General features: G+C 47.4%; 10 protein-coding genes and 1 pseudogene. 7 read left to right on the top strand and 4 right to left on the bottom strand.

Translation table 11 applies throughout. The features are described from left to right. Window positions 1-20: 20 nt before the first annotated feature. Entirely contained in the window at window positions 21-1,556 is a 1,536-nt protein-coding gene (locus tag QUA88_RS24865; protein ID WP_333231210.1) for a mercuric reductase, read from the bottom strand. A 16-nt stretch (window positions 1,557-1,572) separates the two neighbouring features. Further along, window positions 1,573-2,304, bottom strand: a complete 732-nt coding sequence (locus tag QUA88_RS24860) for a TVP38/TMEM64 family protein (protein WP_333274350.1) — start codon at window positions 2,302-2,304, stop codon at window positions 1,573-1,575. Between the two features lie 77 nt (window positions 2,305-2,381). Here QUA88_RS24860 and QUA88_RS24855 point away from each other — a divergent pair, with 77 nt between their 5' ends. Further along, the gene (locus tag QUA88_RS24855; protein ID WP_333274347.1) at window positions 2,382-3,410 is read left to right on the top strand and encodes an isochorismatase; all 1,029 of its coding nucleotides are present in this window, start codon (window positions 2,382-2,384) and stop codon (window positions 3,408-3,410) included. 296 nt (window positions 3,411-3,706) lie between these two features. Beyond that, a complete protein-coding gene (locus tag QUA88_RS24850; protein ID WP_333055902.1) occupies window positions 3,707-4,195 on the top strand; it encodes a hypothetical protein in 489 nt (162 codons plus the stop codon). A gap of 455 nt (window positions 4,196-4,650) precedes the next feature. On the opposite strand, the gene QUA88_RS24845 is transcribed toward QUA88_RS24850, so the two are convergent. Then, window positions 4,651-5,673, bottom strand: a complete 1,023-nt coding sequence (locus tag QUA88_RS24845; protein ID WP_333231209.1) for a cysteine peptidase family C39 domain-containing protein — start codon at window positions 5,671-5,673, stop codon at window positions 4,651-4,653. Window positions 5,674-6,073: 400 nt separating this feature from the next. Here QUA88_RS24845 and QUA88_RS24840 point away from each other — a divergent pair, with 400 nt between their 5' ends. The 5 genes from QUA88_RS24840 (at window position 6,074) to QUA88_RS24820 (ending at window position 15,275) form a co-directional block, all read left to right on the top strand. Then, on the top strand, window positions 6,074-8,839 hold the full coding sequence (locus QUA88_RS24840; RefSeq protein WP_333274343.1) for an HAD-IC family P-type ATPase: 2,766 nt from the start codon (window positions 6,074-6,076) through the stop codon (window positions 8,837-8,839). A 757-nt stretch (window positions 8,840-9,596) separates the two neighbouring features. After that, complete coding sequence (locus QUA88_RS24835; RefSeq protein ID WP_333274340.1) at window positions 9,597-11,009, top strand: CmpA/NrtA family ABC transporter substrate-binding protein; 1,413 nt, start codon at window positions 9,597-9,599, stop codon at window positions 11,007-11,009. Window positions 11,010-11,089: 80 nt separating this feature from the next. Further along, complete coding sequence (ntrB, locus tag QUA88_RS24830; RefSeq protein WP_333055906.1) at window positions 11,090-11,935, top strand: nitrate ABC transporter permease; 846 nt, start codon at window positions 11,090-11,092, stop codon at window positions 11,933-11,935. A 197-nt stretch (window positions 11,936-12,132) separates the two neighbouring features. Continuing rightward, window positions 12,133-14,133 (top strand): nitrate ABC transporter ATP-binding protein, encoded by a 2,001-nt coding sequence (locus tag QUA88_RS24825; protein ID WP_333231200.1) that lies wholly within the window; start codon window positions 12,133-12,135, stop codon window positions 14,131-14,133. Between the two features lie 296 nt (window positions 14,134-14,429). After that, a complete protein-coding gene (locus QUA88_RS24820) occupies window positions 14,430-15,275 on the top strand; it encodes a nitrate ABC transporter ATP-binding protein (protein ID WP_333231198.1) in 846 nt (281 codons plus the stop codon). Between the two features lie 600 nt (window positions 15,276-15,875). On the opposite strand, the pseudogene QUA88_RS24815 reads toward QUA88_RS24820, so the two are convergent. Then, window positions 15,876-16,190, bottom strand: a pseudogene (locus QUA88_RS24815) (DUF6745 domain-containing protein); the annotation flags it as partial. Between the last annotated feature and the right edge of the window lie 74 nt (window positions 16,191-16,264).

Here is a 16,264-nt window from a genome sequence, read left to right as displayed (position 1 = left end):
TTGATTCAATACAGTTCAAACTATCGCGTCCAAGCCAGCCAGCGGTTAAACAAATTTTTCACAAACGGAGTCAAACGAGTGCGATTGTAAGCATCTCCCGCTTTCCGAATTGCATCAGCTTGTGTTGGATACGGGTGAATTGTGCTAGCAATCTTTCCCAAACCAATATTGTTAACCATTGCTAAAGTAATTTCGCTTATCATATCCCCAGCGTGTCGCGCTACAATAGTTGCACCTAATATTTTATCGCTGCCTTTCTTGACGTGAATTTTCACAAATCCTTCCTCTTCGCCGTCAATAATTGCCCGATCGACTTGACTGAAAGGAATTAAAAATGTATCGAGATCAATGCCTTTTTCCTTAGCCTCGTGTTCCCCAATTCCGACGCGCGCAATTTCCGGGTTTGTGTAAGTACACCAAGGTATCGTCAAAGCGCTGAGCTTTTTGCGCCCGAAAAATAGAGTGTTTTGAATTACTATTCTCGCGGCAAAATCAGCAGCGTGAGTAAATTTATGTTTCATGCAAATATCGCCGGCGGCATAAATGCGGGGATTAGTAGTTTGCAAGTTGTCGTTGACAAATACGCCTGTTTGTGTATCGTATTCGACGCCGATCGCCTCCAGATTCAATCCTTCGACGTTGGGCGATCGCCCTGTACTCACAATAATTTCATCTACTGTTACCGAGGCTTCCTTACCTTGAGATTGATAATAAATTACTTTGCCTGCATTTGTTTGCTCAACGCGCTCTATTGTGGATTCTAGTATTAGTTGAATTTCTTCGCGTAGAAAAGCCTGCTGCACGATTTTAGCAGCATCCGCATCTTCTTTGTCTAAAATCTGAGCATTTTTGTGCAGCAATACGACTTCCGAACCCAGCCGCCGAAAGGCTTGAGCCAATTCGCAGCCGATCGGCCCTGCGCCAATTACAGCTAAGCGTTGTGGCCTTTCCGTGAGGTTAAAGACAGTTTCATTTGTCAGATATCCAGCTTCCTGCAACCCGGGAATTTCTGGTTGTAGCGCCCTTGCACCTGTGGCAATTACTGCTTTTTTAAAGCGGAGAGTTTGCCCCCCAACTTCTACTGTATTATTGCTAGTAAAACGACCAGAACCTAAAAAAACATCAACTCCTAATTTGTACTGGTAGCGTTCAACAGAATCAACATCGCTGATTCCCGCCCTAATCCGGCGCAGCCGTTCCATCACAGCGGCAAAATCCACTTCTACACTGTCAGAAACATTAACACCAAATTTACTTGCTTCCCAGATATCGCCGACAGTGCGAGACGCTCGAATTAAAGCTTTTGACGGCACGCAACCGACATTCAAACAGTCGCCGCCCATCAAATGTTTTTCAATCAAAGCAACTTTCGCGCCCAAACCTGCCGCACCGGCAGCCACAATTAATCCGGCGGGTCCCGCACCAATTACTACTAAATTATAAGAACTAGCCGGCTGCGGATTTACCCAATCGGGCGGATGCAAATAGGAGACTAATTTCTGGTTGTGTTCGTCCATCGGGGGGACAGTTACGCGATCGACTTTTGATTGTGACATGGGCAAATTCTCCTAATTAAATACTTTTTTCCAAAGCTTTGCTGGCTATGCGAGTGATAAAGACAGTAACAGCGACAGTAGCGAGAAAACTGATAATATTAATCAACCATTTTACTGCGGAATCTTGAGGACTGGCATACACAGTTGCCGTGCCTATCGCCGCAACCTCTCCCACCAAAGAACCGGAGTAAACGTACATAATTGTACCCGGTATCATGCCAAAGGAACCCAGCACATAATCTTTCAAAGAAACTTGAGTAATTCCTAGAGCGTAATTCAATAAATTGAAAGGAAATAAAGGACAAAGACGAGTCAAAAAAACTATTTTTAATCCTTGTTGGGAAACTGCGCGATCGAGAGCTTTAAACTTGGGGTGAGATTCCATATATTTTACCACGCGATCGCGGCATAAATAGCGCCCGATCGCAAAAGCAAATACCGCACCTAAAATGGACGCCGCAAATACGTAAACTGAACCCCACCACAGACCAAAAATCGCTCCCCCTCCCAGCGTCAGTACCGAACCCGGTACAAACAGCACAGTAGCCAAGTTATAAGTAGCTACAAAAGCCACTGGCCCCCACCACCCTAAATCCTCGATCCGCATTAACAGAGTTCTCAAAACATCTTGAACGTAGGCAGAGCGAGTTGCTACAATTAAGAGAGCGAGCAAAAGTGCGATCGAAAAAAACAACACTATGCGTTTAAATTTTACCCTAGCATAATCTTGGATTCGTGCTTTTGCCATGATTCACCCGCAAATATTTATCAGCATTATACTCCAAACTTAAATTATTACTGTAAACAACCCTAAAAGCGATCGTCATGACACCACCAGCCCAACTTCCAATCCCCGAATATTTCGACCCCAAAAAAGTAGGCGAAGTCTGGCGAGTACCCTACCTAGAACGCGCCGCCCAAGCGAAAGATTGGGCTACACAGCACAACATCCCGCCCGCCGCCAGCGACAAAAATCAGATTTGTTTGCTGATAATAGACGCCCAAAATACATTTTGCTTGCCCGAATTTGAATTATTTGTGGGCGGGCGATCCGGTAGTGGTGCCGTTGATGATAACCTGCGACTGTGCGAATTTATTTATCGCAATTTAAACGCAATTACAACCATTGCGCCGACAATGGACACCCACACCGCCATGCAAATTTTTCATCCAATCTTTTGGATAAACGAAGCTGGCGAACACCCCCTACCAGCCGCAACTTCTATTACACTCGAAGATGTCCAAAAAGGCATTTGGAAAGTCAATCCCGCCGTAGCCGATAGCATCAGCGGGGCTAATTTTTCAGCACTGGAAAAACAGGCTTTCCACTACGTCAAAAAACTCAGCGCCGATGGGAAATATCCCCTGACAATTTGGCCCTATCACTCAATGTTAGGTGGCATCGGACACGCGCTGGTTTCTGCGGTGGAAGAAGCTGTATTTTTTCATACTATAGCCCGCAACAGCCAAGCACTTTTTGAGATCAAAGGCGGGAATCCACTGACTGAAAACTATTCGGTTTTGCGGCCGGAAGTTTTAGAGGGATTCGACGGCAATCCGATTGCGGAAAAGAATGCTAAGTTTATTGATAAATTACTCGATTTTGATGCAGTAGTTATTGCCGGACAAGCGAAAAGTCACTGCGTTGCTTGGACAATTGATGATTTGTTAACGGAAATTTTGGCGCGAGATCCGAGTTTGGCAAAGAAGGTTTATTTGCTGGAAGATTGCACTTCGCCTGTGGTTGTTCCGGGTGTTGTTGATTTCACGGAACAAGCCGATGCAGCTTATCAAAAATTTGCGGTGGCGGGAATGAATGTGGTTAAATCTACTGAGTTAATTTTGGGCGATTAAAGACGTTTTTTTAGGTGGGGTTTTTCAGAGCAAAAAAAGTATCCATGATTAACCAGATGCGGTAATTTTTGTTCGATTAGCACTCGGCTGCGATCGCATTTACAGCGTATTCCAGGTTGATGAAGTATACCCCAGAAACCGGGTTTCTTTACAGTTCTCCCATCCTTACTGATTCTGTTGCTCGAAACCCGGTTTCTCGCCCTCTACATCTACATGGAATATGCTGTAACTGATAGCTTATGATATCATATCCAAAATGCACACTGACTATATAAGTTTAATCAAGGAGTTTCCCGATGGCTGAAAGCGGAATTTATAGTGTTGTTCTGTTTCGGGATGCGAGTGTGCGAGCAATTTTAAAACTCTCTGTAGCCATCGCCACGACTCTTCTGAGCACAGTTGTAACTGCAACCCAAGCCGACGCAGTTCCCGTCACCTACGATTTCACGATCGCTGTTACCAAAGGCGGGTTAGCGGGCAATACATTCAACGGTTCTTTCACTTACGATGATGCCAAATTGAAGGGAACGGGAGTGGAAGAATTGGGAATTAATGAGGGATTAACGACGTGCCTAAATTACCTGGGACGCACTTATCGCGAAACCGATGATACCAGTTATCCTACCTTTCCCACACTCAGATTTGAGGATGGTAAGATTACACAACTAAACTTTTGGATTCAGCCGAATCAGCGAGTTAATTGGTGGAATTTACCTGGATGGGAAGTCAAGCTGTCTGAGCCTAAAATGAGGGATTCAACTGTTCCCAACTGTCAAAAACGGTGAGGCGTGACCAAGGTGCGATCGACCGTAAAAATATAGCAGGAATTAGATGCAACTGCCTACGCTTACGGTAATTTCATGCAGCCACGCTACCAATGTGCGATCGCCGATTATCTGCTGGGGCGATCGCAAATATTCGATCGCTAGGAACGGATGATATCATGTGCGATCGAGCGATTAAAAGGGCGGGTTTTTGAGATTGTCAATTATTAGCAGATATTTTCCGTGAGGGGAACCCCTACGGTATTAGGGGTAATATACCGAACATAATATGACTCAAAGATTGTTTGAAAAAAAACCGCATGATTCCTATTTTCTGTTGGTCAAGAGTGCCTCGGCGCTTGATGATTTTTAGGATCGCTAATTAAATAACTTACAATTTTAATTGTTATTGTGGGATGGGCGTCCCGCCCGTCCCACAATCTTGTGGAAGTTATTTAATTCTCATTCCTTAATAACTATTTCCCATCCAATCTGGGGACTTCTTCCAAAAAACTGCCGCTCAACATTAACTCAGTCATCCGGTCTAAGTTGCCGCTGACTTGCAATTTTTTGTCTTTTTGAAAGCGCTCGATATCTGCTTTTAAATTGCCGCCATTATATCCTAATTTACTCAAATAGTCAATAGCTTGCTGATTGCTTAACAAGATATCAGCAGACCGGAAAATCGGCACGTATTGATCGCGCCAAACTTTGGCAAAAGTTGCCCTATCTAAATAGAAAATCCTGCCCCGCGCCGGGTCTCCAATGACAGCTACACGGTCATTCATTCCCAGCAAAGCGACCGCGTGGGGTAGCTTCCGAGGGCCGTCAAATAGCCAAACTGCTAGCACTCCGGGGCGATTAATTTGCTGAATTTGCTCCCAAGTTGGCGTTAGTTCGATCGCATTTACGCCCAAAGCTCTTGCTGCTATAATTAACTGTGGCATGGAAGTTCCCAAGCGACTCGTGCCGGCCTCTCTAGCTACACTCGATTCCGTCGCATCCATCCCCCAACGCCTTAACACTGTTGCTAGCGCCGCCGGCGCGCAACTGCTGTTAGATGTTTGCCGAAATACACCGTTTGGCCGCAAATTATCTATTAAATCAGCGTAAATTGGCGCCAGAAAATAGTTTTCAGCGCCTGTAAATCCTCCCAATCCCAACAAGCCAATTAAAATTACTGCGATTACTTGCGATCGCGCTGTCAACCAACTTATACTAAACCCAATACCGCAGACTCCCATCAGCATCACTCTGAGCAAAGTCCAAGTAACTCGCATCCCGTGAAAGCGCCACTCGATCGGCAAAACAGGCATTTGAGGCATATTTAGAGCCAGTAGCAGCAAGGCAATATAAAAACCCAAAAACAGCAGGGCGATCGAATTTCTGCCCTTAAACAAGTCGTTAGCCGTCACTCCCGATCGAACTAACACCCGCCCGAACCGCATTCCCCAGACAAACAGCACTGAACCCAGCACCAGCGTCACTACTATTTCCATGAACTCAAAATTTTGTTGCTTAACTAGGTTGTAACATTTCTGCGATCGATAACTCCTGACTCGTGTTCAATAATGAATCCGTCTATCCGTGACTTCCGTGTCCTCCCTTTCTTCAACCACACCTAAAACTTGCAAAATGTCAAGGGATTCGATCGACTTTTCCCCACCTTAGCCACCAAGTCCCAAACCAGATTTAGCACCGAAAAAAATTCCCCACATCTCTTGCCACAAACGGCCACATCCGTTGTAATATAGATGTAAGTCACAGCCCGTTAAAGTAATCAACAAACAATTAAGCCGCTCAATATATTCACGCTCCAACGAGCGCTGAGTTGTATTTAGCGTGCCTATTAAAGAGCGATCGAAGCTCCTCACACACCCCCAATATTCAGGAAGAATAATGCCATCAAGATCCGCCAACGATGTAGACTTAGCAGAGCAATATTGGCACTACCTAGAAATATCCAAGGTTGCAACTATCTTAGAAACCAACCTGGAAAGCGGTTTAGAACCGACAGAAGCCAACCATCGCCAACAGAAATTCGGGCCCAACGAACTAACAGTTAAAGCAGGGAAACCAGCCTGGTTAAAATTTATCCTGCAATTTAACCAACCCCTCCTGATCATCTTGCTGAGTGCAGGTTTAATCAAAGCAGTGATCGGAGAATGGCTAAACGCTAGCGTAATTTGGGGCGTAACAACCACAAACGCTACTATTAGTTTCATCCAAGAAGCTGGAGCCGAGAAAAAAATTGAAGCCCTCGCCCAAGCTGTCACCACTGAAGCCACAGTTATTCGGGGCGGCAAAAAATTAAAAATTCCCTCCAAAGAACTCGTTGTTGGCGACTTAGTAACCCTGACTTCCGGCGACAAAGTACCGGCAGACTTGCGCTTAGTGAAAGTCCGCGACTTGCAAATCGACGAATCGGGACTCACCGGGGAATCAGTTGCTGTCGAAAAAGAATTAGGACAATCTGGAGACATAGTTCTGCCAAAAGAAACGCCACTAGCAGAACGGGATAACATGGCCTATGCCGGCAGTTTTGTCACTTTTGGCCAAGGTAGCGGCATCGTAATTGCGATCGCCAATAAAACCGAAACCGGCAAAATCTCCCAACTATTAGATCGGCACATCGACCTCACCACCCCCTTAACCCGCAAATTCAACCAATTCAGTCAAAACTGGCTGTTATTCGTGTTGGGAATGGCAACCTTGACCTTCGCCGTCAGATTGGGCAGACCTGTCCCAGAGGGAGTTTCAGCCTTTAAAGAAGCAGTCGAACCCGCAGTCGCCCTGATTGTCGGCGCAATTCCCGAAGGCTTACCCGCCGTCATCACCGTCACCCTAGCCGTAGGCGTTTCCCGGATGGCAAATCGCCACGCGATCGTCCGCAAATTGCCCGCTGTAGAGACCCTAGGCGGCGCTACAGTCATCTGTTCCGACAAAACCGGAACTTTGACGGAAAACCAAATGACGGTGCAAGAAATCTATTCGGGCGGCGAATCCTACTCGGTTACGGGTACGGGATACAGCCCCGAAGGTGAAATTCAACTCAACCAACTGCCAATTACTGTTAGCCAAGCTCCAACTTTGCAAGAATGTTTGCAAGCTGGACTGCTTTGCAACGACTCTCACTTGGAATTCAAAGACGATAATTGGATAGTCGTCGGAGATCCGACAGAAGGAGCGTTAATTGCTGCGGGCAAAAAAGCCGAATTGAGTCAGCAAGCTTTGTCCAAATCAATGCAGCGGCTGGATTCAATTCCCTTTGAATCTCAGTTTCAATACATGGCGACGCTGCACCGAACTCCCAGTGGCAAAATTTTGTACGTCAAAGGTTCAGTAGAATCAATTCTCGGCCGCTGCGGTTCCAGTCTCGATACCCAAGGAAATCCGGTAGAAGTCGATCGCGAACAAATCCACCACCAAGTCGATGAAATGGCGCATCAAGGCTTGCGCGTCTTGGCTTTAGCGAAAAAGCCAGTACCGCAAAGCCAAAATTCCGTCGATCACTCGGATTTGGAGTCAGGGCTGGTTTTCTTGGGACTGCAAGGCATGATTGACCCGCCGCGGGCAGAAGCGATCGCAGCCGTCCAAGCTTGTCAAACCGCCGGCATCCAAGTCAAAATGATTACCGGCGACCACATAGCTACAGCCAAGGCGATCGCCCGCCGCATGGGATTCCGCAAAACTAAACACCACAGAGAACTTGTAGCCTACACCGGCGCCGAGCTCGCCTCCATGAGCAAGCAGGAACTCGGCGAAGCCGTAGAAGCCGGCTCAGTTTTTGCCCGCGTCGCCCCAGAACAAAAACTCCGCCTCGTAGAAGCTTTGCAAAATCAAGGCGAAATTGTGGCGATGACGGGAGACGGCGTTAACGACGCGCCGGCGCTGAAACAAGCGGATATCGGGATTGCGATGGGCAGCGGTACGGAGGTTTCTAAGGAAGCCGCCGACATGATTCTTACCGATGATAACTTTGCGTCGATCGAATCTGCTGTCGAAGAAGGGCGATCGGTTTACAAAAATCTGCTCAAAGCAATCAGCTTCATTCTCCCAGTCAACGGCGGAGAATCGATGACAATTTTGCTCAGCACCCTCCTCGGTCGAGAATTGCCGATTTTGTCGCTACAAATTCTCTGGCTGAATATGCTCAACTCGATCACCATGACTGTGCCCCTGGCTTTCGAGCCCAAGTCAGCGGGAGTCATGAAACAGCAGCCCCGACCGGTCAACGAACCTTTCCTCACCGGAAATCGGATCAAGCGGATCATCGCTATTTCTCTTTACAACTGGACTCTGATTTTCGGAATGTTTGAATGGGTGCGCCAAGCGGATTGGGGAACCTTAGAACTAGCCCGCACGATGGCGATTCAAGCCTTGGTAATGGGGAGAATTTTTTACCTGTTGAGTCTCAGCCAGTTGTTGCCTTCTTTGATTGCTAAATTTAGCGGTTCTAAGGAAGAAGTTAGCGGCGCTCCCGCCCTCGGTGTGGGAATTGTCCTGGCGATAATTTTGCAGATTATCTTTGCTAACTCTCCGTTTGTCAATAGCATATTTGAGACGGCTCCGATGAATCTGGATCAGTGGCTGATTTGCTTCGGCGTCGCTCTGCCGATGATCGGTGTTGCTCTCTCCGTCAACCGCTTTGACCCGCCCAACTAAGCTGCTGTACAAAAGTGCGAGCGATTAGTAATTTCGGGTGTTTAGAAACCGGGTTTCTTGAAGAAACCCGGTTTCTCGGTATTACAGAAATCGAACCTGAAAGCGCACGTCATATCCTATCCGGTAAATCACTTACGATTAAGCGCCAATTTTAGTCCAATGAAAACCAGTTAAGCCTTTTAAAACAGCCGAATCCTAAAAAGTTTATTATTTCTGTATAATAAACTACAATTTTCTAAAAAAAATATAGACGTATATTAACAAAGTAAATGTGCGGTGGCTGCGATGTTTGCAACTTATTGACAATACAGTTGAAGGCTGCCCGATCGCCCTTCGCTACAACCTTTACCCTGGAAGCCTTGGTTTAAACCAGTTTTGATAAGCAAACCCGATCGCCCTTCCCAACCCTTCCTTATCGATAGCACACAGCTAAAAGATTTACTTATCAATCAAATTTAATAATTGTTTTATAATTTCAGCAAGAGTACGGTAAGCTAATAACGAAGCCAAGAAAATGTGCTGCTCGCTTTTTGCCACCTCACACAACTGGGCCGATCGAAATATCGATATTAATCAAACAAGTCAAATCAGCAGGGATAGTTTAAAGACTTATACTAGCGATAAATCTTTTTCTCCCTCCTGCCAAGGATCGCTCAAAACAGTTCGCTAAATTCCATTAGCGAACAGAAAAAAAGCGCCTTGATAAACTTCAGTGAATGTTGTTACAGAAGATTATGAATTGCAGCGAGGCTAGACTATGACAAGATTTTCAGATGAATTTTCTGCGCTTTCTCGGCGTAAATTTATCGTTACAGCAGGTGCATCTGCAGTCAGTTCAATACTGCTCAAAGGGTGTTTGGGAAATCCTCCCGAACCGGGTGCTAGTGCTGGCGGTGGTGGAGCCACTGCTGGTGGCGGGGCAGTGCCGGTGGCAACCTCAGCAGTTGCTGTGGCCAACGAGAAAAGAGTAGAAGGAATTGAAAGCACTAAAATCGCATTGGGATACATCCCGATCGTCGAAGCAGCACCTTTAATCATTGCCCAAGAAAAAGGCTTTTTTGCCAAATACGGAATGACAGAGGTAACAGTTGCCAAGCAAGCCAACTGGGGTTCGGCCAGAGATAACGTAGAAATCGGATCGGCCGGGGGCGGCATAGACGGCGGCCAGTGGCAAATGCCGATGCCTTATCAAATTAGTCAAGGCCTGATCACCAAAAACAGCACCAAAATCCCGATGTATGTTCTGGCCCAGTTGAACACTCACGGAAATGGAATTGCGATCGCGGGCAAACACCAAGGCAAAGGCCTCGGACTCAAACTAGACCAAGCAGCCCAAGACTACATCAAAGGTTTGGCGCAAGCAGGCACTCCCTTCAAAGCAGCCTACACCTTTCCCAAAGCCAACCAAGACTTGTGGATTCGCTACTGGCTTGCAGCTAACGGCATCAATCCCGATACAGATGTCAGCTTGCTAACAGTACCGGCTGCCCAAACCGTGGCCAACATGAAAACCGGAAGTATGGACGCTTTCAGCACCGGCGATCCCTGGCCTTTGCGGATTGTCAAAGAAAACATCGGCTTCATGTCAGCCCTGACTGGCGAAATCTGGAAAGCACATCCAGAGGAATATTTAGCCATTCGCGGCGACTGGGTGGACAAACACCCGAAAGCCACAGAAGCCGTGATAGCAGCAATCATCGAAGCGCAACAGTGGTGCGACAAGCCAGAAAATCGCGCCGAATTAGTTGCCATTGTTTCGGGCAAAAACTTCTTTGACGTATCTCCGGCTGTTTTGACTCCTCCCTATGAAGGCAAGTATGTCATGGGCGACGGCAAACCCGACATCAACGACTTCAAGAGCAGCCCCCTATACTGGAACGATGGTGTCGGCAACGTTTCTTATCCCTACAAGAGCCACGATTTGTGGTTCTTAACCGAAAGCGTTCGCTGGGGTTTCTTGCCAACAAAAACCTTGGCAGACAAAAAGACACTCATCGATAAAGTCAACCGCGAAGATTTGTGGAAAGCAGCAGCCAAATTAGCCGGAGTTGCTGATGCTGATATTCCGAAAAGTACGTCTCGCGGTATTGAGAAGTTCTTTGACGGCAAAGAATTCAACCCGGATCAGCCCGAAGCTTATCTGAGCAGTTTGGCGATTAAAAAAGTGTGATGGGTAAAAGCTTCCCATAATTTAGCCTCGAAAATTTACTCTCGAAAGAAAACACCGCAGAAACAGAGGAGATAAGCAGGATGGCTGTAAGTACAAGTCGGAGAGGTGGAGCCGCTCCGCAAGCGGCGCTGGGCGAGTTTTGGAAGAAGAATTCCCCGAATATATTGCCGCCAATCTTGGGGGTAATTGGATTTCTGTTTGTTTGGCAATTCCTGTCAAGTTCTGGAATTATTAAATTGCCGGGGCCGACAAGCGTTTGGACAGATGAACGGACGCGGATTTTGCTGATGTATCCTTTCATGAACTCCAAAACCTACGGAGTCGGACTATTTTGGCAAACTTTAGCTAGTTTGGAACGGGTGGCAAAAGGCTATACTCTCGCCGCGGCTGTGGGAATTGGCATGGGGGTTGTGGTAGGTACAAATCCTTTTCTAAATAAGGCTTTAGATCCGCTTTTTCAGTTTTTGCGGATGGTGGCTCCTTTGGCTTGGGTGCCGATCGCCCTGGCTGCACTGCAACAAAACGAACCTGCTGCTTTGTTCGTGATTTTTATCACTTCAGTTTGGCCGATTTTGATCAACACGGCTGAAGGTGTGCGCCAAATTCCAGACGACTATAACAACGTTGCGAAAGTGCTGCAACTTACTCGGAAAGAGTATTACCTCAATATCTTGTTTCCGTCGGCACTTCCTTACATCTTCACAGGATTGAGAATTGCGATCGGTTTGGCTTGGTTGGCAATTATCGCTGCGGAAATTGTGATGTCCGGGATTACAGGTATCGGCTTCTTTATTTGGAACGCTTACCAGCAAAACTACATCAGCGAAATTTTGTTAGCTGTAGTCTACATCGGGGCTGTTGGTTTGCTGCTCGATCGCATGATGGCTTGGTTGCAGCAAAAAATTGCTCCCCCTCAAGGAAAATAGTTGTGCAAGTAACTCGCTAAATAATTTTGAGTTTTGAGTTGAAAGATTTGAGTTCAAAACTCGATATTTATATTTCAGGAAACTGCAATCTACACAGGGTTACGAAATCTCCAACAAGCGACAGTTAAAGCTAGCTGCTAATCAAGAAAAACGGGCAGCTAGCGAAATAAGAAACCTACAAAAAAGGCAAGAAAATCATGTCTATTTTGATTGAAATAGAACAACTGGAAAAAGTATTTAATTTATCAGACGGCGGCACATACGTTGCTCTCAAAGGCATCGATCTGGAAATTGAAAAAGGCGAATTTATCTCCTTAATCGGACACTCCGGCTGCGGCAAATCTACGCTGCTAAATATGGTGGCAGGTTTGGATTTGCCGACAGAAGGATTGGTGACAATTGAAGGACAAAGAATCACCCAGCCAGGCCCCGATCGCATGGTAGTATTCCAAAACTATTCCCTGCTACCTTGGCGGACGGTCAGAGAAAACATTACCCTAGCTGTAGACTCGGTGATGAGCGGCTTACCCAAAGCCGAACGCCTCGAAATCATTCAAAAACACATCGACATGGTGGGCTTAACTCCCCACGCCGAAAAACAACCTGCATTGCTATCAGGGGGACAAAAACAGCGCGTGGCGATCGCCCGTGCTCTGGCCCTGCGCCCCAAACTGTTACTTCTAGACGAACCCTTCGGCGCTTTGGATGCTTTGACTCGCGGCAACTTGCAAGAAAAGTTGATGGAAATTTGCCAAGAGTACGAAATCAGCGCCCTGATGGTAACTCACGACGTGGATGAGGCGGTGTTGCTGAGCGATCGCATCGTCATGCTCACCAACGGCCCAGAATCGAAGATTGGCGGGATTCTCGAAGTAGACATCCCCCGCCCCCGCAAGCGGATGGAAGTAGTCTCACACCCCAGCTACTACGCTCTACGTAGCGAAATGATTTACTTCCTCAACCAGCAGAAGCGCGTCAAAAAACTGCGGGCGCGGAAAGTACCCGCGATCGCCCGCCACGGCCTGGAAAAAGTCAACCTCGAACTCGGCTTTATTCCCCTCGCAGCCTGTGCTCCCCTAGCTGTCGCCAAAGAAAAAGGCTTTTTTGCCAAGCACGGCCTCGATGAAGTCCACCTCGTGCGGGAAACAAGCTGGCGCGGCATCGTAGACGGCATCGCCGCAGGTTACTTAGACGCAGCCCAAATGCCCTCTGGGATGGCGATGTGGTTGAGCTTGGGGGGCCACCAAGAGCAGCCGATTCCAACGGTTACAGCCCTCACCATGAGCCGCAATGGCAACGGAATTACCCTGGCGAGGCGCTTTTACGACCAAGGAATCTACACTCTGGCAGACTTTAAAAAAATGCTCCAGAGAACGCCAGCGCAAACGCACCGCATGGGCATCGTTCACCCTTCTTCGATGCACAACCTGTTGCTGCGTTACTGGCTGGCTTCCGGCGGGATTGACCCGGATCACGATGTGTTGCTGACAAATATCCCACCAGCCCAAATGATCGTTGACTTGCAGGGCGGCACTATTGACGGTTTCTGTGTCGGCGAACCTTGGAACTTGCGGGCCTCGATGGAAGGAGTCGGCTTTACGGTGGCGACAGATTTGGAACTGTGGCCGGGGCATCCGGGAAAAATTTTGGGGGTGCGGGAAGACTGGGCAAATGCTTATCCCAACACTCACATTGCTCTAGTCAAAGCTTTGCTCGAAGCTTGCAACTATTGCGCCGATCCAAGTCGCGCCGCCGAGGTTTCGGAAATTGTCGCGGGAAGGGAGTACGTCGCTACTGATAAGAGTTACATCCAACTCGGCGACCCCAAATCTTCTGCTTGCAACCTCGATACTCCGATGCGGGAATACGCCCACCACTTGTTTTCTGGAGAGGGGGTGAATCGCCCAAGCCGCACCGAACAACTCTGGCACATGGTGCAGATGGCGCGCTGGGGCGATACTGTGTTCCCGCGCAACTGGGTGGAAATTCTGGAGCGGGTGGTGCGAGTCGGTGCGTTCAGCACGGCGGCGCGAGAGCTGGGGATGGCTGATATTACTTACACTCGCGGTTCTCTCAGCTTGTTTGACGGCTCGGTGTTTAATGCTGACGATCCGATCGGCTATCTCAACAGTCTGGCGATTAAACGCGATTTCACGATGGCGGAAGTTGTACTTGATTCCGACCGTAGAGTTGCTTAGAGTTGCGTCTGACGATGAGCAACTCGATTCTCTCTAGGGGATATTTTTAAACCCGAAGATCCCCCCTAACCCCCCTTAACAAGGGGGGAACAAGAGAGTTCAAAGTCTCCCTAAAAAAGGGGAAAAAGAGAGTTCAAAGTCAACCCCTACTCCCCAACAACCAGGGGGATTTAGGGGAAAGGAGACTTCAATACAAACGAGAAAAACAGAGGATTTAAGTAGTCTCAAATCGCAACTCACCGTTCAAAATTCCATTATTCGCAATTGCCAATAACCCACTAACAAGTTCCCAAATTATGCTCAACACCACTACAAACCAGACGAATACCAAAACCCAAATCAAGTCTAAGAAAGATCGCCGGAAGCCTTTTTTGGTGATGGAAAATGTTCACAAATCATACCCAAATGGTTACAAGGCTTTAGAAAACGTTAACTTGACTGTAGCTGAGGGAGAGTTTATTACGCTGATCGGACACTCGGGTTGTGGCAAGTCAACGCTGTTGAATATGGTGTCGGGTTTTAGCCATCCGACTCAAGGCAGCGTCAGAATTAGCGGGCAAAAAATTGAGAAGCCGGGCCCCGATCGCATGGTGGTGTTTCAGGGTTACGCTTTGCTGCCTTGGCGGACGGTGTTTGAAAATGTTTATCTGGCGGTTAATGCTGTATTTCCGAATAAGTCGAAGGTGGAAAAAAATGCGATCGTCAACGAGCATTTGGCGATGGTGGGGTTGACTGAAGCTGCCCAGAAAAGACCGCCGCAAATTTCGGGGGGGATGAAGCAGCGGGTTTCGATCGCCCGCGCTTTGGCAATTCGCCCGAAAGTGTTGATTTTAGACGAACCTTTTGGTGCTCTGGACGCAATTACTAAGGAGGAATTGCAAGAAGAGTTGCTGAAAATCTGGAACGATCACCGCTGTACGGTGTTGATGATTACTCACGATATTGATGAAGCGCTGTTTTTGGCAGATCGACTGGTGATGATGACTAATGGCCCGTCGGCGACAATTGGCGAAGTTTTGGAGATTCCTTTTCCGCGTCCGCGCGATCGGGTTCAAATGATGGAAGATCCGGAATACTACAATTTGCGGAACTACGCCCTAGATTTCCTGTTCCGTCGTTTTGCACACGATCACGATGCCTAATCAGTTGGGAAATCAAAGTTAAAGAGCAGAATTAGGAGACTTCTCGAACAAGTTTAATTCTTGTGCGGAGTAGGGGTTGGGCATCCTGCCGGCCCAAGACGAGCTTTTTTGCAGAAGTCTATTGAAAAGTTTAAGCCCCAGTGTTCCCCGATGTCAGGGGAACAGCGCTGCGGGCGCAATTTTCCCGATCCGGTTGGGTAAACTGAAGCTTAATGGTGGGCGAGAAGTTTTTTCAGACGTTCGGATCTTTTTCCGATATTTTACGTCTACCAGCGAAGAGACCCGATTGCCTAGCTGTCGGTAAGCTGGCATGAACAGAGCCCACCTTCGATCCGAGGGTGGGCTTCTTCTTGATGTTATTAACCGTTTGTGGGCGATCGGTGGTTGGTACATTCCACCCTTGGAAGTGGCACACTGCGGGAACGTTTATCGGTGTTTCATGGGTTAAGGCTGTTGTCAATATAGCGGTTTTCAGTGGAGTGAAGTACAGACGATCGGGTAGGGAAACGGTTTAGCCTAAGTCCGGGGCGGGGTTCTGTGACTTTTAACAATTGGTATAAGAGTGATGATTGTAGCAAGACTTTTTTAAATTTGTATTACTCAGGTTTGTACGGAAAACTCCTCTGGGTCAATATCCCAATTTACCCAGCGAATTGCTTCTTTAGCTGATTCTATCTCAGGCGGCACTCGCAAAGCGTGAATGAATCCCGTACTCGGACAAGTCATTTTTAACAAATAAACAGGATTTGCACTATTCACCCGATCAAAATCATCGTCAAACTCGATGCTTAATAAAGTGTATTCCTGCCAACTATCTAATTCTGTCACCGCGAATTCTTGAATTATGCGATCGTAAGTAATTCCCTGAATTAACCCGCGCCGAATTTCTGCATTCTGTTCCTTCAACACCCACTTAGGATCGCGAATTAAATAACTTACAATTTTAATTGTTATTGTGGGATGGGCGTCCCGCCCGTCCACTCATGACG

It is taken from the genome of Microcoleus sp. D3_18_C2 (assembly GCF_036702395.1).
Taxonomy (GTDB): domain Bacteria; phylum Cyanobacteriota; class Cyanobacteriia; order Cyanobacteriales; family Microcoleaceae; genus Microcoleus.
The sequence above is the reverse complement of the archived record's forward strand: the minus strand, read 5'-3'. Positions and strand labels throughout refer to the sequence as shown.

Coding starts and splice junctions, on each gene's coding strand:
- QUA88_RS24840 (WP_333274343.1), top strand. CDS start 6,074: ATGCCATCAAGATCCGCCAACGATGTAGACTTAGCAGAGCAATATTGG.
- QUA88_RS24820 (WP_333231198.1), top strand. CDS start 14,430: ATGCTCAACACCACTACAAACCAGACGAATACCAAAACCCAAATCAAG.
- QUA88_RS24860 (WP_333274350.1), bottom strand. CDS start 2,304: ATGGCAAAAGCACGAATCCAAGATTATGCTAGGGTAAAATTTAAACGC.
- QUA88_RS24865 (WP_333231210.1), bottom strand. CDS start 1,556: ATGTCACAATCAAAAGTCGATCGCGTAACTGTCCCCCCGATGGACGAA.
- QUA88_RS24855 (WP_333274347.1), top strand. CDS start 2,382: ATGACACCACCAGCCCAACTTCCAATCCCCGAATATTTCGACCCCAAA.
- QUA88_RS24825 (WP_333231200.1), top strand. CDS start 12,133: ATGTCTATTTTGATTGAAATAGAACAACTGGAAAAAGTATTTAATTTA.
- ntrB (WP_333055906.1), top strand. CDS start 11,090: ATGGCTGTAAGTACAAGTCGGAGAGGTGGAGCCGCTCCGCAAGCGGCG.
- QUA88_RS24850 (WP_333055902.1), top strand. CDS start 3,707: ATGGCTGAAAGCGGAATTTATAGTGTTGTTCTGTTTCGGGATGCGAGT.
- QUA88_RS24845 (WP_333231209.1), bottom strand. CDS start 5,673: ATGGAAATAGTAGTGACGCTGGTGCTGGGTTCAGTGCTGTTTGTCTGG.
- QUA88_RS24835 (WP_333274340.1), top strand. CDS start 9,597: ATGACAAGATTTTCAGATGAATTTTCTGCGCTTTCTCGGCGTAAATTT.